General features: G+C 64.6%; 25 protein-coding genes. 21 read left to right on the top strand and 4 right to left on the bottom strand.

The genetic code is table 11. The features are described 5' to 3' along the window. Nucleotides 1-59: 59 nt before the first annotated feature. The 3 genes from rfbD to manB are packed head-to-tail and all read left to right on the top strand — an operon-like array spanning nt 60 to nt 2911. Nucleotides 60-908, top strand: a complete 849-nt coding sequence (gene rfbD, locus RM2_RS06100) for a dTDP-4-dehydrorhamnose reductase (protein WP_139277683.1) — start codon at nt 60-62, stop codon at nt 906-908. A gap of 34 nt (nt 909-942) precedes the next feature. Beyond that, nucleotides 943-1842 (top strand): glycosyltransferase family 2 protein, encoded by a 900-nt coding sequence (locus tag RM2_RS06095; protein WP_072687949.1) that lies wholly within the window; start codon nt 943-945, stop codon nt 1840-1842. Further along, on the top strand, nt 1832-2911 hold the full coding sequence (gene manB / locus RM2_RS06090) for a mannose-1-phosphate guanylyltransferase (protein WP_072687948.1): 1080 nt from the start codon (nt 1832-1834) through the stop codon (nt 2909-2911). Before RM2_RS06095 ends, manB begins: the two co-directional genes overlap by 11 nt. Nucleotides 2912-3000: 89 nt before the next feature. Here the strand turns inward: manB and RM2_RS06085 are convergent, their stop codons facing one another. The 3 genes from RM2_RS06085 to cofD are packed head-to-tail and all read right to left on the bottom strand — an operon-like array spanning nt 3001 to nt 5880. Beyond that, nucleotides 3001-3549 (bottom strand): NUDIX hydrolase, encoded by a 549-nt coding sequence (locus tag RM2_RS06085; RefSeq protein WP_072687947.1) that lies wholly within the window; start codon nt 3547-3549, stop codon nt 3001-3003. Between the two features lie 10 nt (nt 3550-3559). Further along, entirely contained in the window at nt 3560-4918 is a 1359-nt protein-coding gene (locus tag RM2_RS06080) for a coenzyme F420-0:L-glutamate ligase (RefSeq protein WP_072687946.1), read from the bottom strand. Continuing rightward, nucleotides 4915-5880: a 2-phospho-L-lactate transferase gene (cofD, locus tag RM2_RS06075; RefSeq protein ID WP_072687945.1), complete on the bottom strand. Its 966-nt coding sequence runs from the start codon at nt 5878-5880 to the stop codon at nt 4915-4917. Before cofD ends, RM2_RS06080 begins: the two co-directional genes overlap by 4 nt. Nucleotides 5881-6374: 494 nt before the next feature. On the opposite strand from cofD, the gene RM2_RS06070 reads away from it, so the two are divergent. Beyond that, nucleotides 6375-6638, top strand: coding sequence for a WhiB family transcriptional regulator (locus RM2_RS06070; protein ID WP_169846681.1), 264 nt, complete (start codon nt 6375-6377; stop codon nt 6636-6638). On the opposite strand, the gene RM2_RS06065 is transcribed toward RM2_RS06070, so the two are convergent. Then, nucleotides 6639-7130: a metallopeptidase family protein gene (locus RM2_RS06065; RefSeq protein WP_169846680.1), complete on the bottom strand. Its 492-nt coding sequence runs from the start codon at nt 7128-7130 to the stop codon at nt 6639-6641. An 80-nt stretch (nt 7131-7210) separates the two neighbouring features. Between RM2_RS06065 and RM2_RS06060 the strand changes: the two genes are divergently transcribed. The 17 genes from RM2_RS06060 to hpf all read left to right on the top strand — a co-directional run bounded on the left by RM2_RS06060 (nt 7211) and on the right by hpf (nt 24779). Then, entirely contained in the window at nt 7211-7606 is a 396-nt protein-coding gene (locus RM2_RS06060; protein ID WP_072687943.1) for a DUF3499 domain-containing protein, read from the top strand. Between the two features lie 102 nt (nt 7607-7708). Then, on the top strand, nt 7709-9076 hold the full coding sequence (locus tag RM2_RS06055; protein ID WP_072687942.1) for a phosphomannomutase/phosphoglucomutase: 1368 nt from the start codon (nt 7709-7711) through the stop codon (nt 9074-9076). A 112-nt stretch (nt 9077-9188) separates the two neighbouring features. Continuing rightward, nucleotides 9189-10265: a tobH protein gene (locus RM2_RS06050; RefSeq protein WP_072687941.1), complete on the top strand. Its 1077-nt coding sequence runs from the start codon at nt 9189-9191 to the stop codon at nt 10263-10265. After that, the gene (gene manA / locus RM2_RS06045; protein WP_072687940.1) at nt 10265-11497 is read left to right on the top strand and encodes a mannose-6-phosphate isomerase, class I; all 1233 of its coding nucleotides are present in this window, start codon (nt 10265-10267) and stop codon (nt 11495-11497) included. The genes RM2_RS06050 and manA overlap by 1 nt, the downstream gene beginning before the upstream one ends. A 74-nt stretch (nt 11498-11571) precedes the next feature. Further along, nucleotides 11572-12489: a cation diffusion facilitator family transporter gene (locus tag RM2_RS06040; RefSeq protein WP_072687939.1), complete on the top strand. Its 918-nt coding sequence runs from the start codon at nt 11572-11574 to the stop codon at nt 12487-12489. A gap of 33 nt (nt 12490-12522) precedes the next feature. Then, entirely contained in the window at nt 12523-14031 is a 1509-nt protein-coding gene (locus tag RM2_RS06035; protein ID WP_072687938.1) for an amino acid permease, read from the top strand. 210 nt (nt 14032-14241) lie between these two features. Then, the gene (locus RM2_RS06030; RefSeq protein ID WP_072687937.1) at nt 14242-15465 is read left to right on the top strand and encodes an alkane 1-monooxygenase; all 1224 of its coding nucleotides are present in this window, start codon (nt 14242-14244) and stop codon (nt 15463-15465) included. Further along, complete coding sequence (locus RM2_RS06025) at nt 15462-15650, top strand: rubredoxin (RefSeq protein ID WP_072687936.1); 189 nt, start codon at nt 15462-15464, stop codon at nt 15648-15650. The genes RM2_RS06030 and RM2_RS06025 overlap by 4 nt, the downstream gene beginning before the upstream one ends. Further along, entirely contained in the window at nt 15643-15825 is a 183-nt protein-coding gene (locus RM2_RS06020; protein WP_072687935.1) for a rubredoxin, read from the top strand. Before RM2_RS06025 ends, RM2_RS06020 begins: the two co-directional genes overlap by 8 nt. 75 nt (nt 15826-15900) lie before the next feature. After that, nucleotides 15901-16521, top strand: a complete 621-nt coding sequence (locus RM2_RS06015; protein ID WP_072687934.1) for a TetR/AcrR family transcriptional regulator — start codon at nt 15901-15903, stop codon at nt 16519-16521. A gap of 121 nt (nt 16522-16642) precedes the next feature. Then, nucleotides 16643-18127, top strand: a complete 1485-nt coding sequence (gene ahcY / locus RM2_RS06010) for an adenosylhomocysteinase (RefSeq protein WP_072687933.1) — start codon at nt 16643-16645, stop codon at nt 18125-18127. 128 nt (nt 18128-18255) lie between these two features. Then, nucleotides 18256-18915, top strand: a complete 660-nt coding sequence (locus tag RM2_RS06005) for a dTMP kinase (protein ID WP_072687932.1) — start codon at nt 18256-18258, stop codon at nt 18913-18915. A 45-nt stretch (nt 18916-18960) separates the two neighbouring features. Next, nucleotides 18961-19638 carry an MtrAB system response regulator MtrA gene (gene mtrA / locus RM2_RS06000; protein WP_072687931.1) on the top strand — a complete coding sequence of 226 codons (678 nt, stop codon included), beginning with the start codon at nt 18961-18963 and terminating at the stop codon, nt 19636-19638. Further along, the gene (gene mtrB / locus RM2_RS05995; RefSeq protein WP_072687930.1) at nt 19635-21410 is read left to right on the top strand and encodes an MtrAB system histidine kinase MtrB; all 1776 of its coding nucleotides are present in this window, start codon (nt 19635-19637) and stop codon (nt 21408-21410) included. Before mtrA ends, mtrB begins: the two co-directional genes overlap by 4 nt. Beyond that, nucleotides 21407-23200 carry an MtrAB system accessory lipoprotein LpqB gene (gene lpqB, locus RM2_RS05990; protein ID WP_072687929.1) on the top strand — a complete coding sequence of 598 codons (1794 nt, stop codon included), beginning with the start codon at nt 21407-21409 and terminating at the stop codon, nt 23198-23200. Before mtrB ends, lpqB begins: the two co-directional genes overlap by 4 nt. 32 nt (nt 23201-23232) lie before the next feature. Beyond that, entirely contained in the window at nt 23233-23931 is a 699-nt protein-coding gene (locus RM2_RS05985) for a ComF family protein (protein WP_072687928.1), read from the top strand. Between the two features lie 170 nt (nt 23932-24101). Next, nucleotides 24102-24779, top strand: a complete 678-nt coding sequence (gene hpf / locus RM2_RS05980) for a ribosome hibernation-promoting factor, HPF/YfiA family (RefSeq protein ID WP_072687927.1) — start codon at nt 24102-24104, stop codon at nt 24777-24779. The last annotated feature ends 27 nt before the right edge of the window (nt 24780-24806 follow it).

Here is a 24806-nt window from a genome sequence, read left to right as displayed (position 1 = left end):
GCTACTGGTCGATGCGTTGGGATCAGGGAGGAATCGATCAGCGTGCCAGACTTACCATTGTGACGAAAATCCTGGTAACTGGAGCGCGTGGGCAGTTGGGTCGACATCTGATGCGCCGGGCCGCGGAAGCGGGAGTCGCCGTCCGCGGTGTGGGCGCCGACGAACTCGACATCACCGACCCCGCCGCCGCGGATGCGCAGGTCGAAAGCGGATCTGTGGTGATCAACTGTGCTGCGTACACATCGGTGGACGCGGCGGAATCCGACGAGTGGTCCGCGCGGGCGGTCAACGAATTCGGACCCGCAAACCTGGCGGCTGCATGCGCCCGGGTGGATGCCCGGCTGATTCACGTCTCCACCGACTATGTATTCGCCGGGGACGGAGACTCTCCCTATGACGTAGACGCGCAGACCGGTCCCGCGACGGCCTACGGGCGCACCAAACTGGCCGGTGAACGCGCCGTTCACGCTGCGCTTCCGTCCGCCCACATCGTCCGCACCGCCTGGGTCTACACGGGGGCAGGCTCCGACTTCGTCGCGACGATGCTGCGACTCGAGCGTGAACGTGACACGGTGGACGTGGTGGACGACCAAGTGGGTTCTCCCACATATGTCGGCGACTTGGCTGGCGCACTGCTCGAACTGGCCTGCCGGAGCGATATCGCGGCACCGGTTCTCCACGCCACCAATTCCGGTGCAGCTAGCTGGTTCGACCTTGCGCGAGCAGTGTTCGAGGAGCTCGGTGCCGATCCGGGGCGAGTGCGCCCGTGCACGAGCGCCCAGTTCGTGCGGCCGGCACCCCGACCGGCGTTCTCGGTCCTGTCCGGCAGCGCTTGGGCGCGGGCCGGCCTGACTCCGTTGCGGCCCTGGCGCGAGGCATTGCATTCGGCACTGGATGTGGTGGTGTGAGGCGGACCCCGCCGCAGCGGTTACGCTGTCCCGCGTGAGTTCGAAGCTGGCCGTGGTGACGGTGACCTATTCGCCAGGCGAGCATCTGGAGCAATTCCTGGCCACTCTCGCCGAGGCGACGAAAGAAGATCCGCAGGTCGTCATGGCCGATAACGGGTCGACGGACGGCGCCCCCGAGGCAGCCGACGAGGCGAACGAGCACGTGCGCCTCCTGCGGACCGGTGGGAACATCGGCTACGGCGGTGCCATCAACAGGGCAGTGGCGGAGATCGACGAGAAGATCGAATTCGTCGTCATAGCCAATCCGGATGTTCGCTGGGTGCCCGGATCGATCGACGTTCTCCTCGCAGCGGCCGAGCGTTGGCCGCGGGCAGGGGCGCTGGGGCCGCTCGTTCTGGAGCCCGACGGAAGCATCTACCCGTCGGCTCGCCAGGTGCCCGACCTCGTGTCGGGCGCCGGTCACGCCGTTCTCGGAACGGTGTGGCCGTCCAACCCGTGGACCGCCGGCTACCGCCAGGAGAACGAAACCGTCAGCGAGCGCTCGGTCGGATGGTTGTCGGGATCGTGTCTGCTGATGCGCCGTTCGGCCTTTGATTCGATCAATGGGTTCGACTCCCGCTATTTCATGTACATGGAAGACGTCGACCTCGGTGACCGACTGGGCCGTGCCGGGTGGCTCAACGTCTACGTGCCCTCCGCGGAGGTCACCCACGCCAAGGGGCACGCCGCGGGTAAGCACCCGGAACTGATGTTGCCCGCCCATCATCAGAGCGCATACCGCTTCCAGGCGGACCGGCATCCCCACCGGTGGCAGGCGCCATTGAGATGGGCCCTTCGGGGAGGGCTGGCGGTGCGGTCGAAGATCGCGGTCGCCGCGGCGGTTCGGGAACGTCGGAAGAACGTGAATGAGGGGGGAACGAATCATGGCAATTGAGAAAACGACTGATGCGGTGGTGTTGGTCGGCGGCAAGGGGACGAGGCTTCGTCCGCTGACGTTGTCGGCGCCCAAGCCCATGTTGCCCACGGCGGGCCTGCCGTTCCTCCAGCATCTGCTCGCACGGATCGAGGCGGCCGGGATCAAGCACGTGGTTCTCGGAACGTCCTTCAGGGCGGAGGTTTTCGAGGACTACTTCGGCGACGGATCCGGACTGGGACTCGAGATCGACTACGTCACCGAAACCGAACCGCTCGGCACCGGTGGCGGCATCCGGAACGTACTGCCGAAACTGCGCGGTGACCACGCCATGGTCTTCAACGGTGACGTACTCGGGGGCACCGACCTCGAAGCTGTCCTCGACACCCACAGGTCCCGTGACGCCGACGTCACGCTGCATCTCGTGCGGGTGGAGGATCCTCGGGCGTTCGGCTGCGTTCCCACCGATTCGGACGGCCGGGTCACCGCCTTCCTCGAGAAGACGCAGGACCCGCCGACCGATCAAATCAACGCCGGATGCTACGTGTTCAAGCGCGAAATCATCGAGCAGATCCCCGAAGGACGCGCGGTATCGGTGGAACGAGAAGTGTTTCCGTCGCTGCTGGCCCGCGACGCCCGCGTGTACGGCCACGTCGACTCTTCGTACTGGCGTGACATGGGCACCCCCGAGGACTTCGTGCGGGGTTCGGCGGACCTGGTCCGCGGCATCGCCCCGTCCCCGGCACTCGACGGGCCGCGCGGTGAGTCGCTCGTTCATCCGGGGGCGGGTGTTGCGCCTGGCGCGTTGGTGATCGGCGGAACTGTCGTCGGTCGTGGCGCCGAAGTGGGTGCGGGCGCACGTCTCGACGGTGCCGTTCTGTTCGACGGAGCGGTTGTCGAGGCCGGAGCGACGGTGGAACGGTCCATCATCGGTTTCGGCGCGCGGATCGGGCCACGGGCGCTCGTGCGCGATGCGGTGATCGGCGACGGAGCCGACATTGGCGCCCGGTGCGAACTTCTCCGCGGGGCGCGGGTGTGGCCGGGTGTGACGCTGCCGGATGGCGGGGTCAGGTTCAGTACAGACGTCTGACATGGCGAGCGCCGCTGCGGGTTTCCGACGCCCTCAGCGCCCCAGCGCCCTCACCGCCACCGGCTCCCGGCAGGAGCGCACCTTCCGATCTAACGCAATCCGGCAAGGTACACGAGGCGGTCGATCGTCGACTTCTCAGCCTTCGGCGGCAGTTCGCTCACCGGCCACCAGCGTAAGTCCGTGGATTCGGAACTCTGCACGATGTGTGCGTTCGGGCGCGCCCGAACCAGGAACCGGAGATCCAGGTGCCGGGTGGGCTGTCCGAGCGAGCACGTGATCGGGTGGGTGTGTGCAGACAGCAGGTCGGGATCGATCCGTAGATCAGGGATCCCCGATTCCTCGCAGGACTCCCGCAGTGCAGCGTCGACGACGGTGTCGTCGGAGGGCTCGCAGTGCCCGCCCAGTTGGATCCACCGGCCGACTCTCGGATGCAGTGTGAGAAGCACATGGCACCCTCCCTCGTCCAGGACGAGGGAGGACGCGGTGATGTGCCCCGGGGCGTGCTCACGCAGGCATCCGAGCGGCGCCGATGCGAGGAACGCGAGCATGGTGTGCCGCAGCGATTCGTCGTTTTCGTCGAGAGTCTTCCAGCCCGCGAGCGCGGCAATTGCCGAGCGGTGCAGTGATTCGGCGCTCATTGTCCGGTGGTCACCTCTCGATCAGGGCGTCGCCGGGATCGACAGCGTCTCTGGGCGAGAGTGGGTCGACTGGGTGCCCGACTGCAATGGCGCCGAGGGGTTGCCAGTCGGCGGGCAGGTCGAGCACGGCACGCACGATGTCGGCGGCGAAGATCGTCGATCCGATCCAGCAACTACCGATTCCCTTGGTGGCCAACGAGACCAGCAGGCCCTGCACGGCCGCGCCCACCGCGACCGTGAACATCGTGGATTCCGCATCCCGCCTGCGCGTGTCGGGATACGTGTGGGCACCGTCGGGAACGCAGAACGGAATGATCACCTCAGGCGCGTCGGTGAGGATGTTCCCTCGGGCCACCCGCGACTCGATTGCATCGGCACCCAGGCCGTCGGACGTGAGGTCCGAACGCCACTGTCCGCGCATCCGGGTCAGCAGGTCGTCGCGGACGTCGCGGGTGCGGACCCAGACGAAGCGTACGGGGCGCGTGTGGTGCGGCGCGGGGGCCGTGAGCGCCTCTGAAATCGACGAGCGAATCGTGTCGGGATCTACGCGCTCGTCGGAGAACTGACGGATCGAGCGCCGCAACAGTAGCGCCTCGGACCGTCCGCGCTCGAGGGATTCAGCGGTGCCGAGCCAGAACAGGTCTTCGGATCCGCGGCGGATGAGATCCTGTGCGCTCGAACTGTCATCGGCGAGTTCGAGCCCGCGTACCACCGCGACCGGCACGCTGCCGAGTTTGCCCTTCACGAGGTCGCCTGCTGCGGCGATCTCATCGGCGACCGCGACTTCGGTCACGAGTAGGTCGTTGCCCTGACTGTCGCGTGCACCCGCGTACGCGTGCAGGACGGAAAGGCCGGCCGCGCCGATGGCGGCATCGATCTGGCCGTTGCGCCAAGCGCGCCCCATGGTGTCGGTGACCACGACCGCAACGGTTACGCCGAGTAAGGCTGTGACTGCGTCACGGAGTGCTCGTGCGCTGGAATCTGGATCCTCGGGCAGCAGGGCCAGTTCGGAACCGTCGACGTTCGAACCGTCGATGCCAGACGCTGCTTGGACGATCCCGAGGTGGTTTTCGGTGATGAGGGTCTGCCCCCGCTGTGCGACGACGCGGACGGCCTCCTGTTCGACGAGACGACGGCGAGCAGCGTCGCGTTCGTCAGGATCAGTGGGGGAGGACACGATCCGGCCCTCGACCTTCGAGAGCACCTTGCTGGTGACCACGAGGACGTCGCTGTCCCGGAGCCACGGCGCAGCCTCCACGATCGCCGTACCCAGATCGTCGCCCGGCCGGAACTCGGGCAGACCCGTGACGGGCCGGATCTCGATCGAGCGCCCCGGCGCGTGGTCGTGCGGCCGCGTGGGTTCGGTCACAGCGCAACCCCCGCCACATCGAAAGCGGCCCGGACCATCTCGGCCGTTGCGTCGGGGTCGGTCATGATGAGGGGAACCCTTCGCACATTCACACCGGGCACCTCTGCGGTGTCGGTGTCGTGGATGAGCCAGCCGTCGAGGATCCCGGTCGCACTTCGTGCCCCGTAATGACGCCCGATCGCCTCGGCGGACGTCTCGACGCTGATGACGTCCAGGCATTCGTCGGCCATGCCACGCAACGGTCTTCCGCCGATGATGGGCGAAATTCCGACGACCTTCGCCTCGGTGGTCCGCAGCGCGCCACGGACGCCGGGGATCGCCAAGATCGCGCCGATGCTGACGACGGGATTCGACGGGGCCAGTAGGACAATATCGGCGGATTCGATCGCCTCGAGCACCCCTGGAGCCGGCGCGGCCTGCTCGGCACCGATGTTCGCGAAACTGTGCGTCGGCACCTTGGCGCGGTGGCGAACCCACCATTCCTGGAAGTGGATCGCCCGCTGCTCGCCGTCCTCGGGATCGGTGATCACGACGTGAGTTTCACTACGGTCGTCGGTAACAGGCAGCAGGGTCACGCCCGGTTGCCAGCGATTGCACAGTGCCTCGGTGACCGCTGACAGCGGAAAGCCGGTGCGCAGCATTTGTGTCCGGATAAGATGTGTAGCGATGTCGCGGTCGCCCAGCCCGAACCAGTCGGGTTTTGCGCCGTAGGCGGCGAGTTCTTCTTTGGCACTCCATGTTTCACCCGCGTGACCCCAGCCACGCTCGGTGTCGATGCCGCCACCGAGGGTGTACATACAGGTGTCGAGGTCAGGGCAGATACGGAGTCCGTGCATCCACACGTCGTCACCCACGTTGACGACCGCTGTGATGCGGTGCAACGCATCGGCACTGAGGAGTTTGAGAACACCTTGCAGGAATCGGGCTCCGCCGACGCCGCCAACCAATACAGTCACTTTCACGACATAAAGCCTAGGCGGTCGCCGATGGCTTGCAGTGGGCTGCGTCCCTGGGGCGATTTCAAGGCGCGAAATACTAATCGATTTTTTCCATTCCGCTTGACCGCGACACGCTGGACGTGTCTAATCACAAATATGTCATTCTGACGTTGTGGGGGTGGGATCACTTGCGGCGGACTCAATTCGAATCTTTGTTCGAGCGAATGGCAGGAATGTTCGGTTCGGGGTACATGATCGATCGAAATATTCTGCGCTATCACAGGTGAGGAGGCGGAGTGATGCCCAATGAGCAGATCGAGTCAGAAACTCGCTGGAGCACAGTAAGCGAAGAACCGCAGACCATTTCCGAAGCAGGTGCGGTGAGCGGCGTCTGCGCTCGAGAAGTCTGTGTACCGCAAGGCGGTGACCGAGAACGCGATGACCGAGAACGCGATGTGACAGAGCTTCCTGTACGAGAACTTGTCGGCCAGGAAGTAGAGACGACTGACGCCCGCCCGGTGCTGAGTCTGGTGAGCGGTTTCGACGAATTGTTCGACAGCATCGAGGATCAGTGGCAGGAGCGTGCACTCTGTGCACAGACTGACCCCGAGGCGTTCTTTCCGGAGAAGGGTGGCTCCACCAGGGAAGCGAAGCGTATCTGCTTGGGCTGTGAGGTGCGGGACGAGTGCCTCGAATACGCGCTGTCCAACGACGAGCGGTTCGGCATCTGGGGAGGCCTGTCGGAGCGTGAGCGCCGTCGCCTCAAGCGGGGGATCGTGTAGTCAGTCCTCGTTGCCCGGCATATCCGGGTCGATGACCTCGGGTTCGACCTCGAGGTAGGTGCTCACCTGCTGCACGAGCACGTCGTGCACCAAGTCCGTGAGGTCGTCAGGGCTCTTGGCGCGCTGTTCCAACGGTCGTCGGAACAGTACGATCCGGGCCCGCGTGGTGGCCCCGCGTCGGTCGACGCCGGCAGGTAGTAGCCGTGACAGCGGCACGGGACCGTCTGCGACGACTTCGACCGGCCAGTTCACCGAGTCAGGATCCAGCGCGTGAATCTTCGGTACCTCGTCCACTGCAATGTCGAGTTTTGTCAGGCGCTCGCGCCAGAGTGCATCGATCGGCGCGAAGGCGTCGAGGACCACGAGGTCGAACCTTTCCGCGCGGCTTCGACGTGCCGGCACGTCGGGAGGGAACACGGACCCGCGGATTCCACGTCCCCGGCGGTCGACGGATCGGGTGGTCACGGGACGCCTGCGTCGTGCTCTGGACATGAAGGGGACATTACGACAGCGGTGCGCTCTCGGTGTGTCCGAGTAGGTGTCGGGGCTTCCTGGGGCTAGGCTCCCTAGCTGTGAGATCTCTGCGTAGGTGTTGCCGGCCCGGGTGTAAGAACCCCGCTGTCGCCACGCTCACGTACGTCTACTCGGACTCCACCGCCGTTGTCGGGCCACTCGCTACGGTCGCGGAACCGCATTCGTGGGATCTGTGCGAAAACCATGCGTCGCGGATCACCGCACCCAAAGGCTGGGAATTGGTCCGGCACGAGGGTGGATTCTCGTCGAGTACCCCGGACGAGGACGATTTGACCGCGTTGGCGGAAGCCGTGCGGGAAGCGGGCCTCGGCGACCGCGTAAGCTACGAAAAGGCCTCCCCCAGCGAGGATCGTGGTGCGACCGGCACCCGTCCCGGCCCGATGCGGACCGGCCGCCGCGGCCATCTGCGCGTTCTCCCCGACCCTGCCAACTGACATCTTAGGCTGATCGCGGGGCGTTGTTTGCGGCGTTCCGAGCCCGCGGGGCCAGGTATTAGGCTTGCGCCAGCACTGGTGCTCGCAAAGGAGAAAACAGAAGTGGCGCGATCAGCCGAGTCCGTACATGCCGTGATCAAGGCCTACGACGTGCGGGGTGTCGTTGGTGAACTCATCGATGCTGCGTTCGTGCAGGACGTCGGTGGCGCATTTGCGCGACTCGTCCGCGACGAGAGAGCCAAGAAGGTCGTCATCGGCCACGACATGCGTTCCTCCTCTCCCGCCCTGGCCCGAGCTTTCGCGGACGGTGTCACCGCGCAGGGCCTCGACGTTGTCCTGATCGGCCTGGCATCCACAGATCAGCTGTACTTTGCGTCGGGATTGTTCGACTGCCCGGGCGCCATGTTCACAGCGAGCCACAACCCCGCGCAGTACAACGGCATCAAGCTGTGCCGTGCCGGGGCCAAGCCGGTAGGCCAGGAGACGGGTTTGCAGGCGGTGGCAGCCGAGGTCATAGACGGGGTGCCCGTGCACGACGGCGCTGCTGGGGTGGTGTCAGAGGAGGACGTCCTCGAACAGTATGCGAACTTCGTTCGAGGTCTGGTGCACCTGTCCGACCTTCGCCGGCTGAAGGTCGCCGTCGATGCGGGCAACGGAATGGGCGGGCATACCGCGCCTGCGGTGTTTGGCCCGATGCCGTTGGACCTCGAACCGCTGTTCTTCGAACTCGACGGCACGTTTCCCAACCACGAGGCCAATCCCCTCGACCCGGCAAACCTCGTGGACCTGCAGCGCTATGTGCGCGAGACTGGGGCCGATATCGGTCTGGCTTTCGACGGCGACGCGGACCGCTGCTTCGTGGTCGACGAGCTCGGAAACCCGGTGTCGCCGTCCGCTGTGACTGCCCTGGTCGCCGAACGCGAACTGGCGAAGGAGCCGGGCTCGGCGGTCATCTACAACCTCATCACCTCTCGCTCGGTCCCGGAACTGGTGACTGAACTGGGCGGGCACCCGGTGCGCACGCGGGTGGGGCATTCGTTCATCAAGCAGCAGATGGCCGAGACCGGTGCGATCTTCGGTGGTGAGCACTCCGCGCACTACTACTTCCGGGACTTCTGGGGCGCAGACTCGGGCATGCTCGCCGCGCTGCACGTTCTGGCGGCACTGGGTGAGCAAGACCAGCCGCTGTCGGTATTGATGGCGAAGTACCAGCGGTACGCAGCGTCGGGGGAGATCAACTCGAGTGTCGCGGACGCCGCCGATCGCACCGCCGCCGTGGTGACCGCCTTTGCCGACCGCACCATCGACGTGGATCGACTCGACGGCGTCACCGTGGAGATGAAGGACACCTCGTGGTTCAACCTACGGGCTTCCAACACGGAACCATTGCTGCGACTGAACGTGGAGGCGCGTACGGCCGAAGACGTAGACGCACTCGTTACCGAGATATTGGGTATCGTCCGAGCCTGACTGCCATAGTTGGTAGCAAGAGATTCCGGCGCACACGGTGGATGTGGCCGGGCAGTGAATGTGGCTGGCACTGAGGGTGGCCGGCACTGAAGAAGAAAGAGGGTGCGGTGTCATGACAGCACCGACGCCCGTGCTCGATCTCGACGACGGAGACGCACTCGTCGCAGCCGACACCGAGGGAGTGCTGCGTTCCGCGGCGACGGGGGGCGCCCAGATCCGGGCCACCCGATCGGCGGTCGAGGAGGGGGTCCTCGACCGCTTACAGGGACTGCGTCCACGCAGTGTGGTCGTCGTGACTGGTGCAGGCCGCGCGAGTCGCGGTGCTGCCATCTTGACGGCCGTACTCGCAGAGCGGATCGGGTTCCCGCTGGTCCGTGCTACGGGCACCCCGTTGTGGGTCGGCCCGCTCGACGTGGTCGTGGTGGCCGGAGACGACGCAGGGGACCCTCGGCTGGTGCAGGCCGTCGACGTGGCGGTCCGGCGCGGTGCCGAAGTGGTGGTGGCCGCACCGGACGAGGGACCGCTCCAGTCAGCCGCGGCTGGGCGCGTCGCGATGTTCGCACCGCGGATTCAGGCACTCACGCGACATGGCCTGCTGCGGTACTTCGCGGTCCTGCTCGCAGTTGTGCGAGTGGTCGGTTCGGAGCGCTGGGGGGACGCGGTGCCCGACCTCGAACAACTGGCCGATGCCGCCGACGGCGAGGCGCTGCGCGACAGGCCGAACAGTGAGGTATTCCACAATCCGGCGAAGTCACTCGCTTCGCGCATGCAGGGTCGGCGGATAGTTCTCGCGGGCGACACGGCGAGTGGTGTGGAAATTGCGCGCCACGGCGCCGAGGCGTTACTTCACGCGGGCCGTGTGACGACCGCGTCGGAATTGTCGGACGTGCTGAGCGCGGCGGGAACGTTTCGCTCCCAGTCGCGTGCATTGCACGACTCGATCTTCCACGATCCCGAACTGGACACCCCCTCTCCCGTCAGCCCTGTGCGCACGTTCGTCGTGTCGGCGGAGGTGGATCGAATGCTCATCGAACGCAAGACCCTGGTCCTGGGTGACGTTGATCTTGTCACGGCGCCGTCGGAGGAGGGGCCGATCACGGCAGTGCGTCCCGAACTCGAGCAGGCGGTGATGCTCGTCGGCCGGCTCGATATGACGGCCGCGTATCTCCAGCTGATCGGTGGTATCTAGTGCACCGTCTCGAGGGTGCGCTTCGGTCCTATGCGTGGGGCTCACGTACGGCAATTGCGCAGTTGCGCGGACTTCCGGCTCCGACGGCACATCCGGAGGCGGAACTCTGGTTGGGCGCCCACCCGGGCGACCCCGCCCGGGTCCTCACCGAAAAGGGGTCACGGTCGCTTCTGGACTTGGTTGATGCGGAGCCCGAACACCAGCTCGGCACGCGGAGTGTGGAGACCTTCGGTGAACGACTCCCCTTCCTGCTGAAGTTGCTCGCCTCGGAGGAACCACTGTCTTTGCAGGCGCACCCGAGCGCGGAACAGGCCCGCGAGGGATTCCGCCGGGAGAACGATGCGGGGATTCCAGTCGAGTCTCCGGTGCGCAACTACAAGGACGCCAGCCACAAACCCGAGCTAGTTGTAGCGCTCAGCAGGTTCGAGGCACTCGCTGGTTTCCGGGATCCGAAACGCACCGTCAAACTGCTCGAAGCGATCGCGGTTCCGGAATTGCAGCCCTACGCTGGGCTGATTGCCGGACAGCCTGACTCCGACGGACTGCGGGCGCTGTTCACCACGTGGATCACGCTGCCGCAGCCTGCGCTCGGCGCGTTGATGCCGCGGGTACTCGACGGGTGTATCAACTATCTGTCGAACACCAAGGACGGGGAGTTTGCAACCGAGATCCGTACCGCCCTCGAGCTGAGTGAGGTGTACCCCGGCGACGCCGGTGTGCTCGCCGCGTTGCTGCTGCACCGGGTCACTCTCGAACCTGGACAGGGCCTGTACCTGAACGCGGGCAATCTGCATGCCTATCTGCACGGCATGGCCGTCGAGATCATGGCGAACTCCGACAACGTGCTGCGCGGGGGACTTACACCCAAGCACGTGGACGTTCCGGAGTTGCTGCGCGTCCTCGACTTCGACTCCGTCGACATCCCGGTCATCGAAGCGGAAGAGATCGGGAGCAGCGGCGAATTCGTGTACTCCACTCCGGCGCCGGAATTCGTGCTCGCGCGGATCGACCTGTCGCCGGACGGTCCCGCGGAGCATCGTCTCGATTCGGAAGGTCCGCACATCCTCCTGTGCACCTCGGGCTCGGTGGAGTTGCATTGTGGGTCCGACTCCCTTGAACTCTCCCAGGGCAACGCCGCCTGGGTCGCTGCGGAGGACCCCGTGGTCGAGGTGACGGCGACGACGGAGCGCGCACAATTGTTCAGCGCGAGAGTTGGCGCGCCGATCGCGTAGCCTGTGAGCCGCCCTGCGATCGTAGGCTCTGCGCCCGATCGCTGAGCCGCCGTCGATCGAGAGGGGAAGTCAAGTTGTCGGCTAATGGGGGAAAGAAGGCGATTCTCGCCGCACTCGGTGCCAACGCGGGTATCGCGGTCGCCAAGTTCGCCGGCTTCCTGATCACAGGCTCGTCATCCATGCTGGCGGAATCGGTGCACTCGGTGGCCGACACCTCCAACCAAGGTCTGCTTCTACTCGGACACAAGAGGTCTGAACGTGCCGCGGACGAGTTGCACCAGTTCGGTTACGGGCGCAGCCGCTACTTCTATTCGTTCGTCGTCGCACTCGTGTTATTCAGTCTCGGTTCGTTGTTCGCGATCTACGAGGGCTTTCACAAGATCCAACACCCGGAGGATCTCACGTCCCCGCTCGTGGCAGTCGTGATCCTGTTGATCGCGATCGGGCTCGAGACGTTCAGCTTCGTCACTGCAGTGCGAGAATCTCTTCCCCTGAAGGGGCGAGCGACTTGGTGGGGATTCATCCGTACGTCTCGCAGCCCGGAGCTACCCGTCGTGCTGCTCGAGGACACTGGCGCACTGGTCGGTCTCTTCCTGGCCCTCGGCGGTGTCGGATTGACGATGCTCACTGGTGATCCGATATGGGACGGCGTCGGCACACTCTGCATCGGTGTCCTGCTCGGAATCATCGCGATCATCCTGATTGTCGAGATGCAGAGCCTGCTGATAGGCGAAGGAGCGACCGCCGACGAAGAGGCGCGCATCCTCGCCGCTCTCGTCGACGGCGAGAAGATCGAACGTGTCATCCATTGCAAGACCCAGTACCTCGGTCCGGAGGAAATTCTGGTAGCGGCGAAAGTGGCGGTGGCGTCCGGATCGGACATCGGTGCTGTGGCAGCAGCCATCGACGAGGCCGAGGCGCGGGTCCGCGGAGCAGTCCCGGCGGCTCGTCGCATCTACATCGAGCCCGATCTGTTCCGCGCCCAGGCATAGTCTGGACGGCAACTGTCGATCGAGGAGTCTGACGTGGCCATCCGGAATCAACGCGAGGGAGAACTGCAGACCGGCGGAAGATCGACCGGATTGTTTCGCACCAAGTCGATCGAGCAGGCGATCCGAGACACCGCAGAACCGGACACGAAACTCCGCAAGGAACTGACGGCGCGGGATCTCACCGTGCTCGGCGTCGCCATCATCGTCGGTGTCGGAATCTTTACGCTCACCGCGAGCACAGCGGGAAACGTCGCGGGTCCGGCGGTATCGCTGGCATTCGTCCTCGCCGCCATCACGTGCGCCCTGGCCGCGCTCTGCTACGCGGAGTTCGCCTCCACCGTTCCCGTGGCCGGGAGTGCCTACACGTTCTCGTACGTCACGTTCGGCGAACTCGTCGCATGGATCATCGGCTGGGACCTCGTCCTCGAGCTCGCACTCGGGGCGTCGGTCGTGGCAAAAGCCTGGTCGCTCTATCTCGGCGAGGTGATCGGACTCCACGCACCGGTCGCCACGATCGGTTCGTTCACGATCGATTGGGGCGCAATCCTGATAGCCGCGATCATGACGGCGCTGCTCGCGATGGGCACCAAACTCTCTTCGCGGGTCGTGCTGGTCATCACGACGATCAAAGTAACCGTGGTGGTTGTGGTCGTGGTCGTCGGCGCGTTCTACATCAACCCAGCCAACTACTCGCCGTTCATTCCGCCGTCGGTGCACGAGAGCACGGGGGAGGGCGTCCACCAGTCCGTGTTCTCCTACTTCACCGGCGCGGACGGTAGCGCGTTCGGCTGGTATGGACTGCTCGCGGCCGCAGGCCTGGTGTTCTTCGCGTTCCTCGGCTTCGACGTCGTGGCCACCACCGCCGAAGAGGCGAAGGACCCGCAGAAAGCACTGCCCCGAGGAATTCTCGGCTCGCTGGTCATCGTCACGGTTCTGTACGTGGCGGTGACCCTGGTGCTTACCGGCATGGTCGATTATCACGAATTGGCGGGGGACACCTCCACTTTGGCCACTGCCTTCGACATCCACGGAATCACCTGGATGAAGTACCTGATTTCGTACGGTGCGCTGGCCGGATTGTCTACCGGACTGATCGTTCTCGCCCTCGGCGGGACCCGCGTCCTCTTTGCCATGTCGCGGGACGGACTGCTGCCGCGCCGGCTGGCATCGACAGGCAAGCGCGGCACCCCCGTCCGGATCACGGTGCTAGTCGGTCTCGTGATCGTCGTGCTCGCGGGCATCTTTCCGATCGGCGCTCTCGAGGAAATGGTGAACATCGGAACGCTGTTTGCGTTCGTGCTGGTATCGGTCGGCGTGGTGGTGCTGCGCCGTACGCGCCCCGACCTGCCCCGCGGATTCCGGGCTCCGCTGGTTCCGCTGGTCCCGGTTCTCGCAGTCCTGGCGTGCCTGTGGTTGATGCTCAACCTGTCCATCGAGACCTGGGTCAGGTTCGTGGTGTGGATGGCACTCGGAATGATCATTTACTTCACCTACAGCCGTCGACACTCGACGATGGAGCTACGCAGCCGCGGCGAAGCCTGACAACGCTCACGGTGTCCCAGTCCGCAGAGAAGACTTGCCGCATTCTCGGCAGGGGAGACCGGTCGCTTTCTCGGCGAGTTCCTTCGCGTTGCGCTTCGATCGAACGTCTTTACAAAACGAGAAATATGTCTAGATGAAGAACGCGCTACGCTGTAGTGTCTAGTTCAGTAGTGAGGTTACTCACATGAACTTGGGGTGAAGGGGACGTAAATGTCGACACATCTACAACCGGAGTCGTCCGCCCCGACCGGGCAATGGCGGGACAAGAAACGTTATCTGTGGCCGCTGGGCCTGAATCCGCCCACGACGGTGTTTACCGCGATCGGTTTGGTGTGGGCGTTCGAGCGCATCGGACTCGGTGCTGTTGCGCCGGTGTGGTGGTGGATCGGACCGTTCATCGTCTACGTAATGCTCCCCATTCTCGACATCTTCTTTGGCCCGGACGGCGACAATCCGCCTGACGAGGTGATGGAGTGGCTCGAGAACGACAAGTACTACCGGTATTGCACGTACGCCTACATCCCGCTCCAGTTCGTCAGTCTGGTGATGGCCTGCTATCTCTGGTCCGCAACGGATCTAGGCTGGCTGGGCGTCGACGGCGGCCTCGGTGTCGCCTCGAAGGTCGGGCTTGCCATCACTATCGGATGCGTTGCGGGAATCGGGATCAACACCGCGCACGAACTTGGGCACAAGAAGGATGAACTGGAGCGGTGGCTCTCGAAAGTCGCTCTGGCGCAGTCGTTCTACGGGCACTTCTACATCGAACACAACCGGGGTCACCACGTCCGGGTCGCGACGCCCGAGGATCCCGCGAGTGCACGTTTCGGAGAGACGCTGTGGGCGTTCCTGCCACGGAGTGTGTGGGGCAGCCTCACTTCGTCCTGGCGGCTTGAGAAGGCCCGTCTGGAACGGCTCGGTAAGCGTCCGTGGACGATTCACAACGGCATCCTGAACGCCTGGCTGATGTCCGTCGTGCTGTTCGGCGCACTCGTTGCAGTCTTCGGAATCGGGATAATGCCGTATCTGGTGATTCAGGCAGTGTTCGGGTTCTGCCTGCTCGAAGCCGTCAACTACCTCGAGCATTACGGATTGCAGAGGCAGAAGACGGCGAGCGGCCGCTACGAGCGGTGCACCCCCGAACACAGCTGGAACAGCGACCATATCGTTACCAACATCTTCCTGTTTCACCTGCAACGGCACAGTGATCACCATGCCAACCCGACTCGGCGCTACCAGACGCTGCGGAGCATGGACGGCGCCCCTACCCTGCCGAGTGGCTATGGCAGCATGATCGCGCTCTCCTATTTTCCGCCGTTGTGGCGAAGGGTGATGGACCCCCGGGTGCTCGCGCACTACGACGACGACATCATGCGCGTCAACATCCAGCCTTCCAAGCGCGGGAAGGTGCTCGCGAAGTACGGGGCGCCGGAATGAGCGCGTACCTCTGCCCGGTCTGCGACTACGTCTACGACGAGGCTGTGGGCGCGCCCCGTGAGGGGTTTCCGGCTGGCACGCAGTGGGGTTCGGTACCCGAGGGCTGGTGTTGCCCGGATTGCGGGGTGCGGGAGAAGCTCGACTTCGAGGCGGTGGTCGGATACGAGGAGAAACTCCATGACTGAATACAAGCTCTATCAATGCGTTCAGTGCGGATTCGAATACGACGAGAAACTGGGATGGCCGGAGGACGGCATCGAACCCGGAACTCGTTGGGAAGACATCCCGAACAACTGGAGTTGCCCGGATTGCGGCGCGGCGAAAGCAGACTTCTTCATGGTCGAAATCGAGCGGAACTGAATTCGGAAGATCGCGCACGCCGCGGCTGTGTGCCGGTCGAGCACGGCCGCGGCGGTGGACGCTAGTATCTTCGCCATGACTTCGCCGCGTGTCAGGGTGCCCTATCAGGAGGCCGCGCGGCTGCTGCTGCGTCGGTCGGTACTCGACGCGATGCGGGATCTCCTGGTCGAGAAAGACTGGTCAGATATCACGATGTCCGACGTCGCGGCAGGCGCGGGGGTGAGTAGGCAGACTCTCTACAACGAGTTCAAGTCGCGGCAGGGCCTCGCGGAAGCGTACGCCCTCCGGTTGGCCGACGAACTCGTCGATTCCGTCGGCGAGGCGATGGTCGCGAACGTCGGGGATGGCCGTGCCGCCTTGGCGGCAGGGTTCACGACGTTCTTCGCCGCGAGTCTTTCCGATCCTCTGGTTCAGTCGCTGCTGCGGGGTGAGGCGAAGCCTGACCTCCTGCGACTCATCACGACCGAGAGCGCGCCGATCATCGAACGGGCGTCCGCGAGACTTTCCGAGATGTTCGTCAATGGCTGGGTACGGGCGAACGCGTCGGATGCGGGAATACTCAGCCGGGCGATCGTGCGTTTGGCCATGAGCTACATCTCTGTGCCGCCGGGGTCCGAGGTCAACGTCGCCGAGGATCTCGGCGCCCTGCTGGGGCCTTTCGTGGACGAGGCGGTCAACGGCGCCGATCAAGGGTGACTGTCGATCACAACTGCCGACCACAAGGGTCACTGCCGGGTGGTGGAGCGTCGTGGGAGTGTCACCCCCGATCGCGTTACGGATAGCCTTGATCGAAACAGCAGTCAACCAGGAGAGGCAGATGACGACCTCAGGTTCAAATACGCCCGTGGCAGAGAGCCGCAACGGGATCGATTTCAAGGTGGCGGACCTTTCGCTCGCCGAGTTCGGCCGCAAGGAAATCCGGCTCGCCGAGCATGAGATGCCGGGACTGATGGCACTTCGTCGCGAGTACTCAGAGGTGCTACCGCTCGCGGGGGCACGCATTTCCGGTTCGCTTCACATGACCATCCAGACGGCCGTGCTCATCGAGACGCTCACGGCGCTGGGCGCCGAGGTCCGCTGGGCCTCCTGCAACATTTTCTCCACGCAGGATCACGCGGCCGCGGCGATCGTCGTAGGCCGGCACGGCACGCCCGAGGAACCTCGGGGTGTCCCGGTCTTCGCGTGGAAGGGCGAAACCCTCGAGGAGTACTGGTGGGCTGCCGAGCAGATGCTCACCTGGCCGGACGGCGACAAGCCTGCGAACATGATCCTCGACGACGGCGGCGACGCCACGATGCTCGTCCTCAAGGGTGCCCAGTTCGAGAGGGCCGGTGTCGTGCCGTCCACCGACGACGAGCAGGATTCGGACGAGCACAAGGTGTTCCTGGCCCTGCTGCGCCAGTCCCTCGAAGTGGACAAGACCAAATGGGCCACGATCGCGAAGTCGATCCAGGGTGTCACTGAGGAGACCACCACCGGTGTCCTGCGTCTGTATCAGGTCGCAGCCGCCGGCGATCTCGTGTTCCCGGCGATCAACGTCAACGACTCGGTGACCAAGAGCAAGTTCGACAACAAGTACGGAACCCGACACTCACTCCTCGACGGGATCAACCGCGGCACCGACGTGCTGATCGGCGGCAAGGCCGCTCTCGTCTGCGGCTACGGCGACGTCGGCAAGGGTTGCGCCGAGGCACTCCGGGGCCAGGGTGCCCGCGTCGCGGTCACCGAGGTCGACCCCATCAACGCTCTGCAGGCACTGATGGACGGCTTCGAGGTGAAGACGGTCGAACAGGCCATCGGCTGGGCCGACATCGTCATCACGTCCACAGGTAACAAGGACATCATCACCTTCGAGCACATGAAGCAGATGAAGCACCAGGCGATCCTGGGCAACATCGGCCATTTCGACAACGAGATCGACATGGCGGGGCTCGAGCGTTCCGGCGGCGTTACCCGCGTGAACATCAAGCCGCAGGTCGACGAGTTCCGGTTCGCGGACGGCCACTCGATCATCGTGCTGTCCGAGGGGCGCCTGCTGAACCTCGGCAACGCCACCGGCCACCCCTCGTTCGTAATGAGTAACAGCTTCTCCAACCAGGTCATCGCACAGATCGAGTTGTGGACCAAGCCCGAGGACTACGACAACGAGGTGTATCGCCTCCCGAAACATCTGGATGAGAAGGTCGCGAAGATTCACGTCGAGGCGCTCGGAGGCACGCTCACCAAGCTCACCAAGGAACAGGCGGAATACATCGGCGTCGACGTCGAAGGCCCGTTCAAGCCCGAGCACTACCGGTACTGAGAGCCGCCATATATCCCGAGTGTCCCCCGACCTGAGCGGAGTGTTGCCGGTGTCAAGGCGCGCGCCGGGAGGTCGGGGGATCGGGTTGGTCGGGGGATCGGTTTGGTCTGGGGATACAGTGCTACCTCGTGGGGACACTTATTGCGCTCGAAGGCCTGGACGGCGCGGGCAAGCGGACACTCGTCGGCGCAGTGGTGAAATACCTTACCGATGGGGGGCTGAGGGTCGGGACCCTGGACTTTCCGCGCTACGGCCGTTCCGTGCACGCGGACGTGGCGTCCGAGGCGCTGAAGGGCGCGCACGGAGATCTCGCGAACTCAGTGCACGCGATGGCGATGCTGTTTGCCTTGGACCGGTCCGGCGCGGTCGGCGAGTTATCGGACTTGCTCGCCGGACACGACCTGGTCCTCCTCGACCGCTATGTGGCGTCCAACGCCGCCTACGGTGCAGCACGGTTGCATCAGCGTGGCGACGACGAGTTCGTGGGATGGGTGACGGACCTCGAATTCGAGCGGTTCGGGCTTCCCCGTCCCGATCTGCAGTTGTATCTGGACGTTCCGGTGGCTCTCGCGCAGGAACGTGCCCGGGGACGGGAATCAGCGGACGCGAGCAGGACGATCGACGCCTACGAGCGGGACCGCGGACTGCAGAAACGAACCGGAGAGGTGTACCGGGACCTGGCCGCGGAGGACTGGATTTCCCCCTGGTGGGTGCTCACGCCGGACACCGATCCGGACACGCTCGCCGAAAACCTGACATTCTTGAAGAAAGAACACGGCACGCCGTGACGGCGAACGGGCTGTTACAGGCTCCGAAGATGCAACGATAGGGACATGAAGCCAAGGATTCTGGTTGTCGACGACGACACCGCACTCGCGGAGATGCTCACGATCGTGCTCCGCGGCGAAGGTTTCGATCCGTATGTGGTTGGGGACGGGACTCAGGCGCTCAGCGCGGTCCGGGAGACACGCCCGGATTTGGTGTTGCTCGACCTGATGCTGCCTGGCATGAACGGCATCGATGTGTGCCGCGTACTGCGGGCCGATTCCGGTGTTCCGATCGTGATGCTGACGGCGAAGACGGACACCGTCGACGTGGTCCTCGGATTGGAGTCCGGCGCAGACGACTACATCATGAAGCCGTTCAAGCCCAAGGAGTTGGTGGCGCGGGTCCGGGCCCGGCTGCGCCGGACCGAGGACGAGCCCGCCGAGTTGCTCAGCATCGCCGATCTCGTGATCGATGTCCCCGCGCACAAGGTGAGCCGGGGCGAAGAACTGATTTCACTCACTCCCCTCGAGTTCGATCTCCTGGTGGCTCTGGCGCGCAAGCCGCGACAGGTGTTCACCCGCGAGGTGCTGCTCGAGCAGGTGTGGGGTTACCGACACGCAGCCGACACCCGGCTCGTCAATGTGCACGTGCAGCGCCTGCGCGCCAAAGTCGAGACTGATCCCGAGAACCCCGAAGTGGTGTTGACGGTCAGGGGGGTCGGCTATAAGGCCGGACCGCCGTGACAGGTGTTTCCCGCTGGCGGCGTCGTGTCAATCGACGCGTTTCACCGGTCCTGCGGTGGGGTCACTCACTGAGCAATGCCCTCGCGCACACCTGGCGTCGTTCGCTGCAGTTGAGGGTCGTCGTCTCGACGTTGACCCTGTCGCTCATCGTCATCGTCATACTCGGCGTCGTACTGACAAGCCAGATCACCGACCGTTTGCTCGAAACGAAGATCAATGCGGCGATCGAGGAAATGGACCGCGCGCGTAGCACTGTCGAGGGAGAGTTGGCCGGTGCGGACGGTAGCAGTTCTCTCACCACGCAACTTGACGCTGCCAGCGCCGCTCTGACCAACAGGGGACCGGACTCCGGACAGGCGTCGGATTCGGCGGGCGCTTTCGATCCCGCGCTGATCGTGCCGGCAGCCGGGACTCGCCCATTGGCGTCGAGTGGTCCGGCGGATCAGATCCCGGAATCGCTGCGCGACTTCGTCGCGGCAGGCCAGGTGAGCTACCAGTTCGCTACGGTGAACGACCCTTACGGCTATTCGGGTCCGGCACTGATCGTAGGAAGCCCCACGGCGTCCGCCGTCTCGACGCTCGAGCTGTATCTCGTGTTCCCGTTGGCGAGCGAGGGTCGCAGCCTGTCGCTGGTTCGCGGGACGCTTATGGTGGGTGGTGCGGTGCTCGCCGTGCTGCTCGCGGCGATCGCGCTTCTCGTCGCCCGGCAGGTGGTCCTGCCGATTCGGTCGGCCTCGCGGATCGCCGTGCGCTTCGCCGACGGCAGGCTGAAGGAACGAATGCCGGTGCGCGGCGAGGACGACATGGCGCGACTGGCGATGTCGTTCAACGAAATGGCGGAGAGTCTGTCCAAACAGATCACCCAATTGGAGGAGTTCGGCAATCTCCAGAAGCGCTTCACCTCTGATGTGAGTCACGAACTGCGTACACCGCTGACCACGGTGCGAATGGCGGCGGACCTGATTTACGACGGCAGCCACGACCTCGACCCAGTGCTCCGTCGATCGTCGGAGTTACTTGTTGCCGAACTCGACCGCTTCGAGGGTCTACTGGCGGACCTCCTCGAGATCAGCAGGCATGACGCCGGCGTCGCGGAACTCGCCGCAGAGCAACTCGACGTGCGGATTTGTGTGCGCGCGGCGGTCTCGACCGTGCGTCATCTCGCGCGAGAGAGCGCCACCGAATTGATCATCGACCTGCCGGATGAGGCGGTGACGGCCGAGGTCGACCCGAGGCGGGTGGAACGGATTCTGCGCAACCTCCTGGCCAACGCGATCGACCACGGAGAGGGCAAACCAGTGTTGCTGCGCCTGCGCGCCGACGACAGCGCGGTCGCGTTCATCGTGCGTGACCAGGGTGTGGGCCTACGACCAGGCGAGGAAAAGTTGGTGTTCAACAGGTTTTGGCGGTCCGATCCGTCCCGCGTGCGGCGCTCGGGCGGCACCGGCCTGGGACTGGCGATCAGTGTGGAGGACGCTAACCTCCACGACGGCAGGCTCGAGGCGTGGGGCGAGCCCGGCCGGGGTGCCTGCTTCCGCTTGACGTTGCCGTTGGTTCGGGGACGCAAGGTCGTGTCGAGCCCGTTGCCCCTGAAACCGGGAACCGGGGAGGACGTTCGAGAGCAGCCGATTCGGGAAGAGCCTGCGTTGCCCGCGGCCGACGACGGTTCGGCGGTGGGGGTGGACGACGAGTCCCGGGCGGGCCCCGAGATGCGTGAGCGGGCGCATGTCGGCGACCGCGACCGCTCGCAGTTACCGGAGCAGGACAGATGACGCCCCGCGGGAACTCCATCACCGCCGCGCGTTCGGCCTTCGCCGCGGTCGTCATTGCCGTGCTCGTGGGAGTGAGTGGATGCGCGAGCCTGCCGGATTCCTCGACACCGCAGGCGATCGGGACGGTCAACACCGATCCGCCCGGATCCGATGTTGCGGCCCCGGCACCCGGGCGTGAACCGGACCACCTGCTGCGTGATTTCTTCAAGGCCAGTACCGATCCGTCGAACCAGCACTTTGCGGCCCGCCAATTCCTCGCCCCCGCGGTATCCGAGAGATGGGACGACGCCGCGAGCGTTACCATCGTCGACAAGGTCGATGTACTCTCGGAGGCGCGGTCTGCCGACGACGCGACGTATACCATCCGGGCCAACAAAGTGGGTCAGCTCGAGAGTGGAGGACTCTATGTCGCGGTGGACGGAAGCTTCGAGGCAACGATCAGCCTCTCGCAGCATGACGGAGAGTGGCGGATCTCCGAGTTGCCCGCGGGTGTGATCCTCGACCGGGCACAGTTCCTGAACTCCTACCAGCGTAAATCGCTGTACTTCCTCGACCCGGCAGGGAAGATGGTCGTCCCGGACCCGCGCTGGGTGTGGGGACCGCAGGATCAGATGGCATCTCAGCTCGTCGACCTGTTGATCGAAGGACCGAAGGGTGCCTTGGCTCCGGCGGTACGCAACGAACTCGGTGGCGACGTCTCGGTCGTCGGTCAGATCACGAAGGCGGACGGGCGTACCGCGCATGTGGGTTTGAATCTCGGTGGAATTCGGATCGACTTCGCCGGACTGGGGTTCATGGAGGAACGGGCGAAGCAGTTGTTTGCGGCCCAGGTGATCTGGACACTTGCCAACGCGGGGATCTCCGGACCGTATGTCTTGCTCGCGGACGGTCAGCTATTGGACGACCGATATCCCAACGGCTGGACCACCGCCGATGTCGCATCCATGAACCCGTTCGCGACGTCGAGTGCGGCCGTCGGACTGCACGCCTTGCGCGACGGATCCATGGTGAGCGTCAATGAGGCAGGCGTAATCCCCGTGCCGGGTTACTTCGGTTCCACCAGAAACATGCGTTCGGTCGCATTGTCCCAGGACGGAAAGCTGATCGCTGCGGTCGCGGATACTGGCTTGGCTGCTCCGGAACCTACGAGCGCGCTGATGGTCGGCACCTACGGGGAAGATGCGGCGGTGGTGCTGGAGGGCGGTGCCATCACGCGACCGACGTGGGCGCCCGAGAGTTCGTCGATCTGGGCCGTAGTCAACGGCGACAAGGTTATTCGCGTGCTGCGCGACCCCGGCACTGGGCGGACGTCGGTAGCCGACGTCGACGCGGGTGCCGTCACAGCGTTGGGCGCCACGATCACGGAGTTGCGGCTATCCCGCGACGGTGTGCGTGCTGCGCTGATCGTCGATGGCAAGGTCTACCTCGCCATCGTGACGCAGATGCCGAATGGTGAGTATGCTCTCACCAATCCCCATGCGGTGGCCATCGGGCTCGGCAGCCCGGCTATCGCTCTCGACTGGAGTACCAGCGACACGATCGTGGTTGCGCGCGCGGCCTCCGAGATACCGGTGGTGCAGGTGGCGGTCGACGGTTCGCGCGTGGACGCGCTGCCGAGCCGCAACCTCACGACACCAGTTGTGGCCGTGGACGCGTCCACGACCACCGAGTTCGTCGCGGACGCGCGGGCCGTCTTCCAATTGAACAATAACGATCCGGCGGGTGACCGATACTGGCGGGAGGTGCCCGGACTGGCGGGTGTGAAGGCCATCCCGATCCAGCCGGGCTGATTGGTGTCGGTGTGGGCGCGGATACTGCGCGCATGCGCTCCCTGCCCGGTTTGCGGACCCTGTTGGATCTGATCCTGCCGGTGGAATGCGGTGGCTGCGCGGTGCCTGGCACTCGGTGGTGCGCCCGCTGCGCCGCGGAGTTGGCCGACGATCCCGTGCTGCTGTGTCCGCGGATGGATCCAGGCGTCCCGGTGTGGGCCCTCGGCCACTATTCGGGACCGCGTCGGCGGGCTGTCATAGCGGCGAAGGAACGGGGGCGTCGCGATCTCGCCGGGCCGCTCGGATCTGCGGTCGCCGGCGCTCTCGTGCGCCTCCATCATTGGGGTGAACTCGACGCGTCCGAACAGTCGTCGGTAGTTCTCGTCCCTGCTCCGACCCGGGCCAGGACTGCCCGTATACGCGGCGGCGATCCTGTCACGCGCATCGCTGTCGAGGCCGTCGGACCGAGGCGGGTGTGTCCCGCACTCACGATGAGACGAGGGGTGCACGATTCGGTCGGGCTGTCAGCCGATCAACGTCGAGCAAACCTCGACGGGGGCATCCGGCTCACAGGCAGGGGGGAACACTTCTCCCGGTGTCTACTATCGGAATCGGCTGAGCTGCAAAGTGTGTCGGTGGTACTACTCGACGATGTGTCGACTACCAGAGCGACCGCGACTGAGTCGATCAGGGTGCTGTCGGAGTCGGGGATTCGAGTGAGTGCGGCGGTTGTCATAGCGGGCGTGGGATGAATTGCTGTTGAATAGTGGCACGGGCGCAAGTTACGGACTAGCGTCGCGAGCACACCCGAGAAGACAGGTAGGAGGTGATACTTCGAACCTGGTGCCGGGCGGGTCCCCACCTGGCATTGCTCAACTTCGCCACGCCCAACGTAGGGCGGGGCCGTAATCGGGAGGTACGAGTGACGACCCCTTCGCAAGCCTCGGTTTTCATCGACGACAGCATGACGGATTTACCGGAGAAGACGGATACTGCTCACTCTGAGATTGTCGTCAAAGGACGCAACGTCGAGGTACCCGACCATTTCCGCGTGTACGTCTCAGAGAAGCTGTCGCGCCTCGAGCGCTTCGACCCTTCCATCTACCACTTCGACGTGGAACTTCAGCACGAACGTAATCGACGCCAGATGAAAAGCTGTCAGCGTGTCGAAATCACTGCCCGCGGCAAGGGGCCGGTAGCCCGAGCTGAGGCGTCCGCCGATAGTTTCTATGCAGCATTCGAATCGGTTACCGCCAAGCTCGAGAGCAGGCTCCGCCGCACCAAGGACCGGAAGAAGATCCACTACGGAGAAAAGACGCCGGTGTCGGTGGCCGAGGCTACCGCCGCACTGGCCGAGGACGACAGCCTCGGAATCAGCCCCGACATCTCCCTGGATGGCCAGGAGCAGGACGAACACACGCCAGGTCAGGTTGTGCGCACCAAGGAGCACAACGCCACGCCGATGACAGTCGACGACGCACTGTACGAGATGGAGTTGGTCGGGCACGATTTCTTTTTGTTCCACGACAAGGAGTCGGACAAGCCCTCGGTCGTCTATCGGCGACACGCGTTCGACTATGGAATCATCCGTCTGGCGTGATGTTCTCACATATCGCTTGACGATCTG

The sequence above is a fragment of the Rhodococcus marinonascens NBRC 14363 genome, from assembly GCF_001894885.1.
Lineage (GTDB): Bacteria > Actinomycetota > Actinomycetes > Mycobacteriales > Mycobacteriaceae > Rhodococcus_F > Rhodococcus_F marinonascens.
This window is presented reverse-complemented; position numbering and strand designations above follow the sequence as displayed.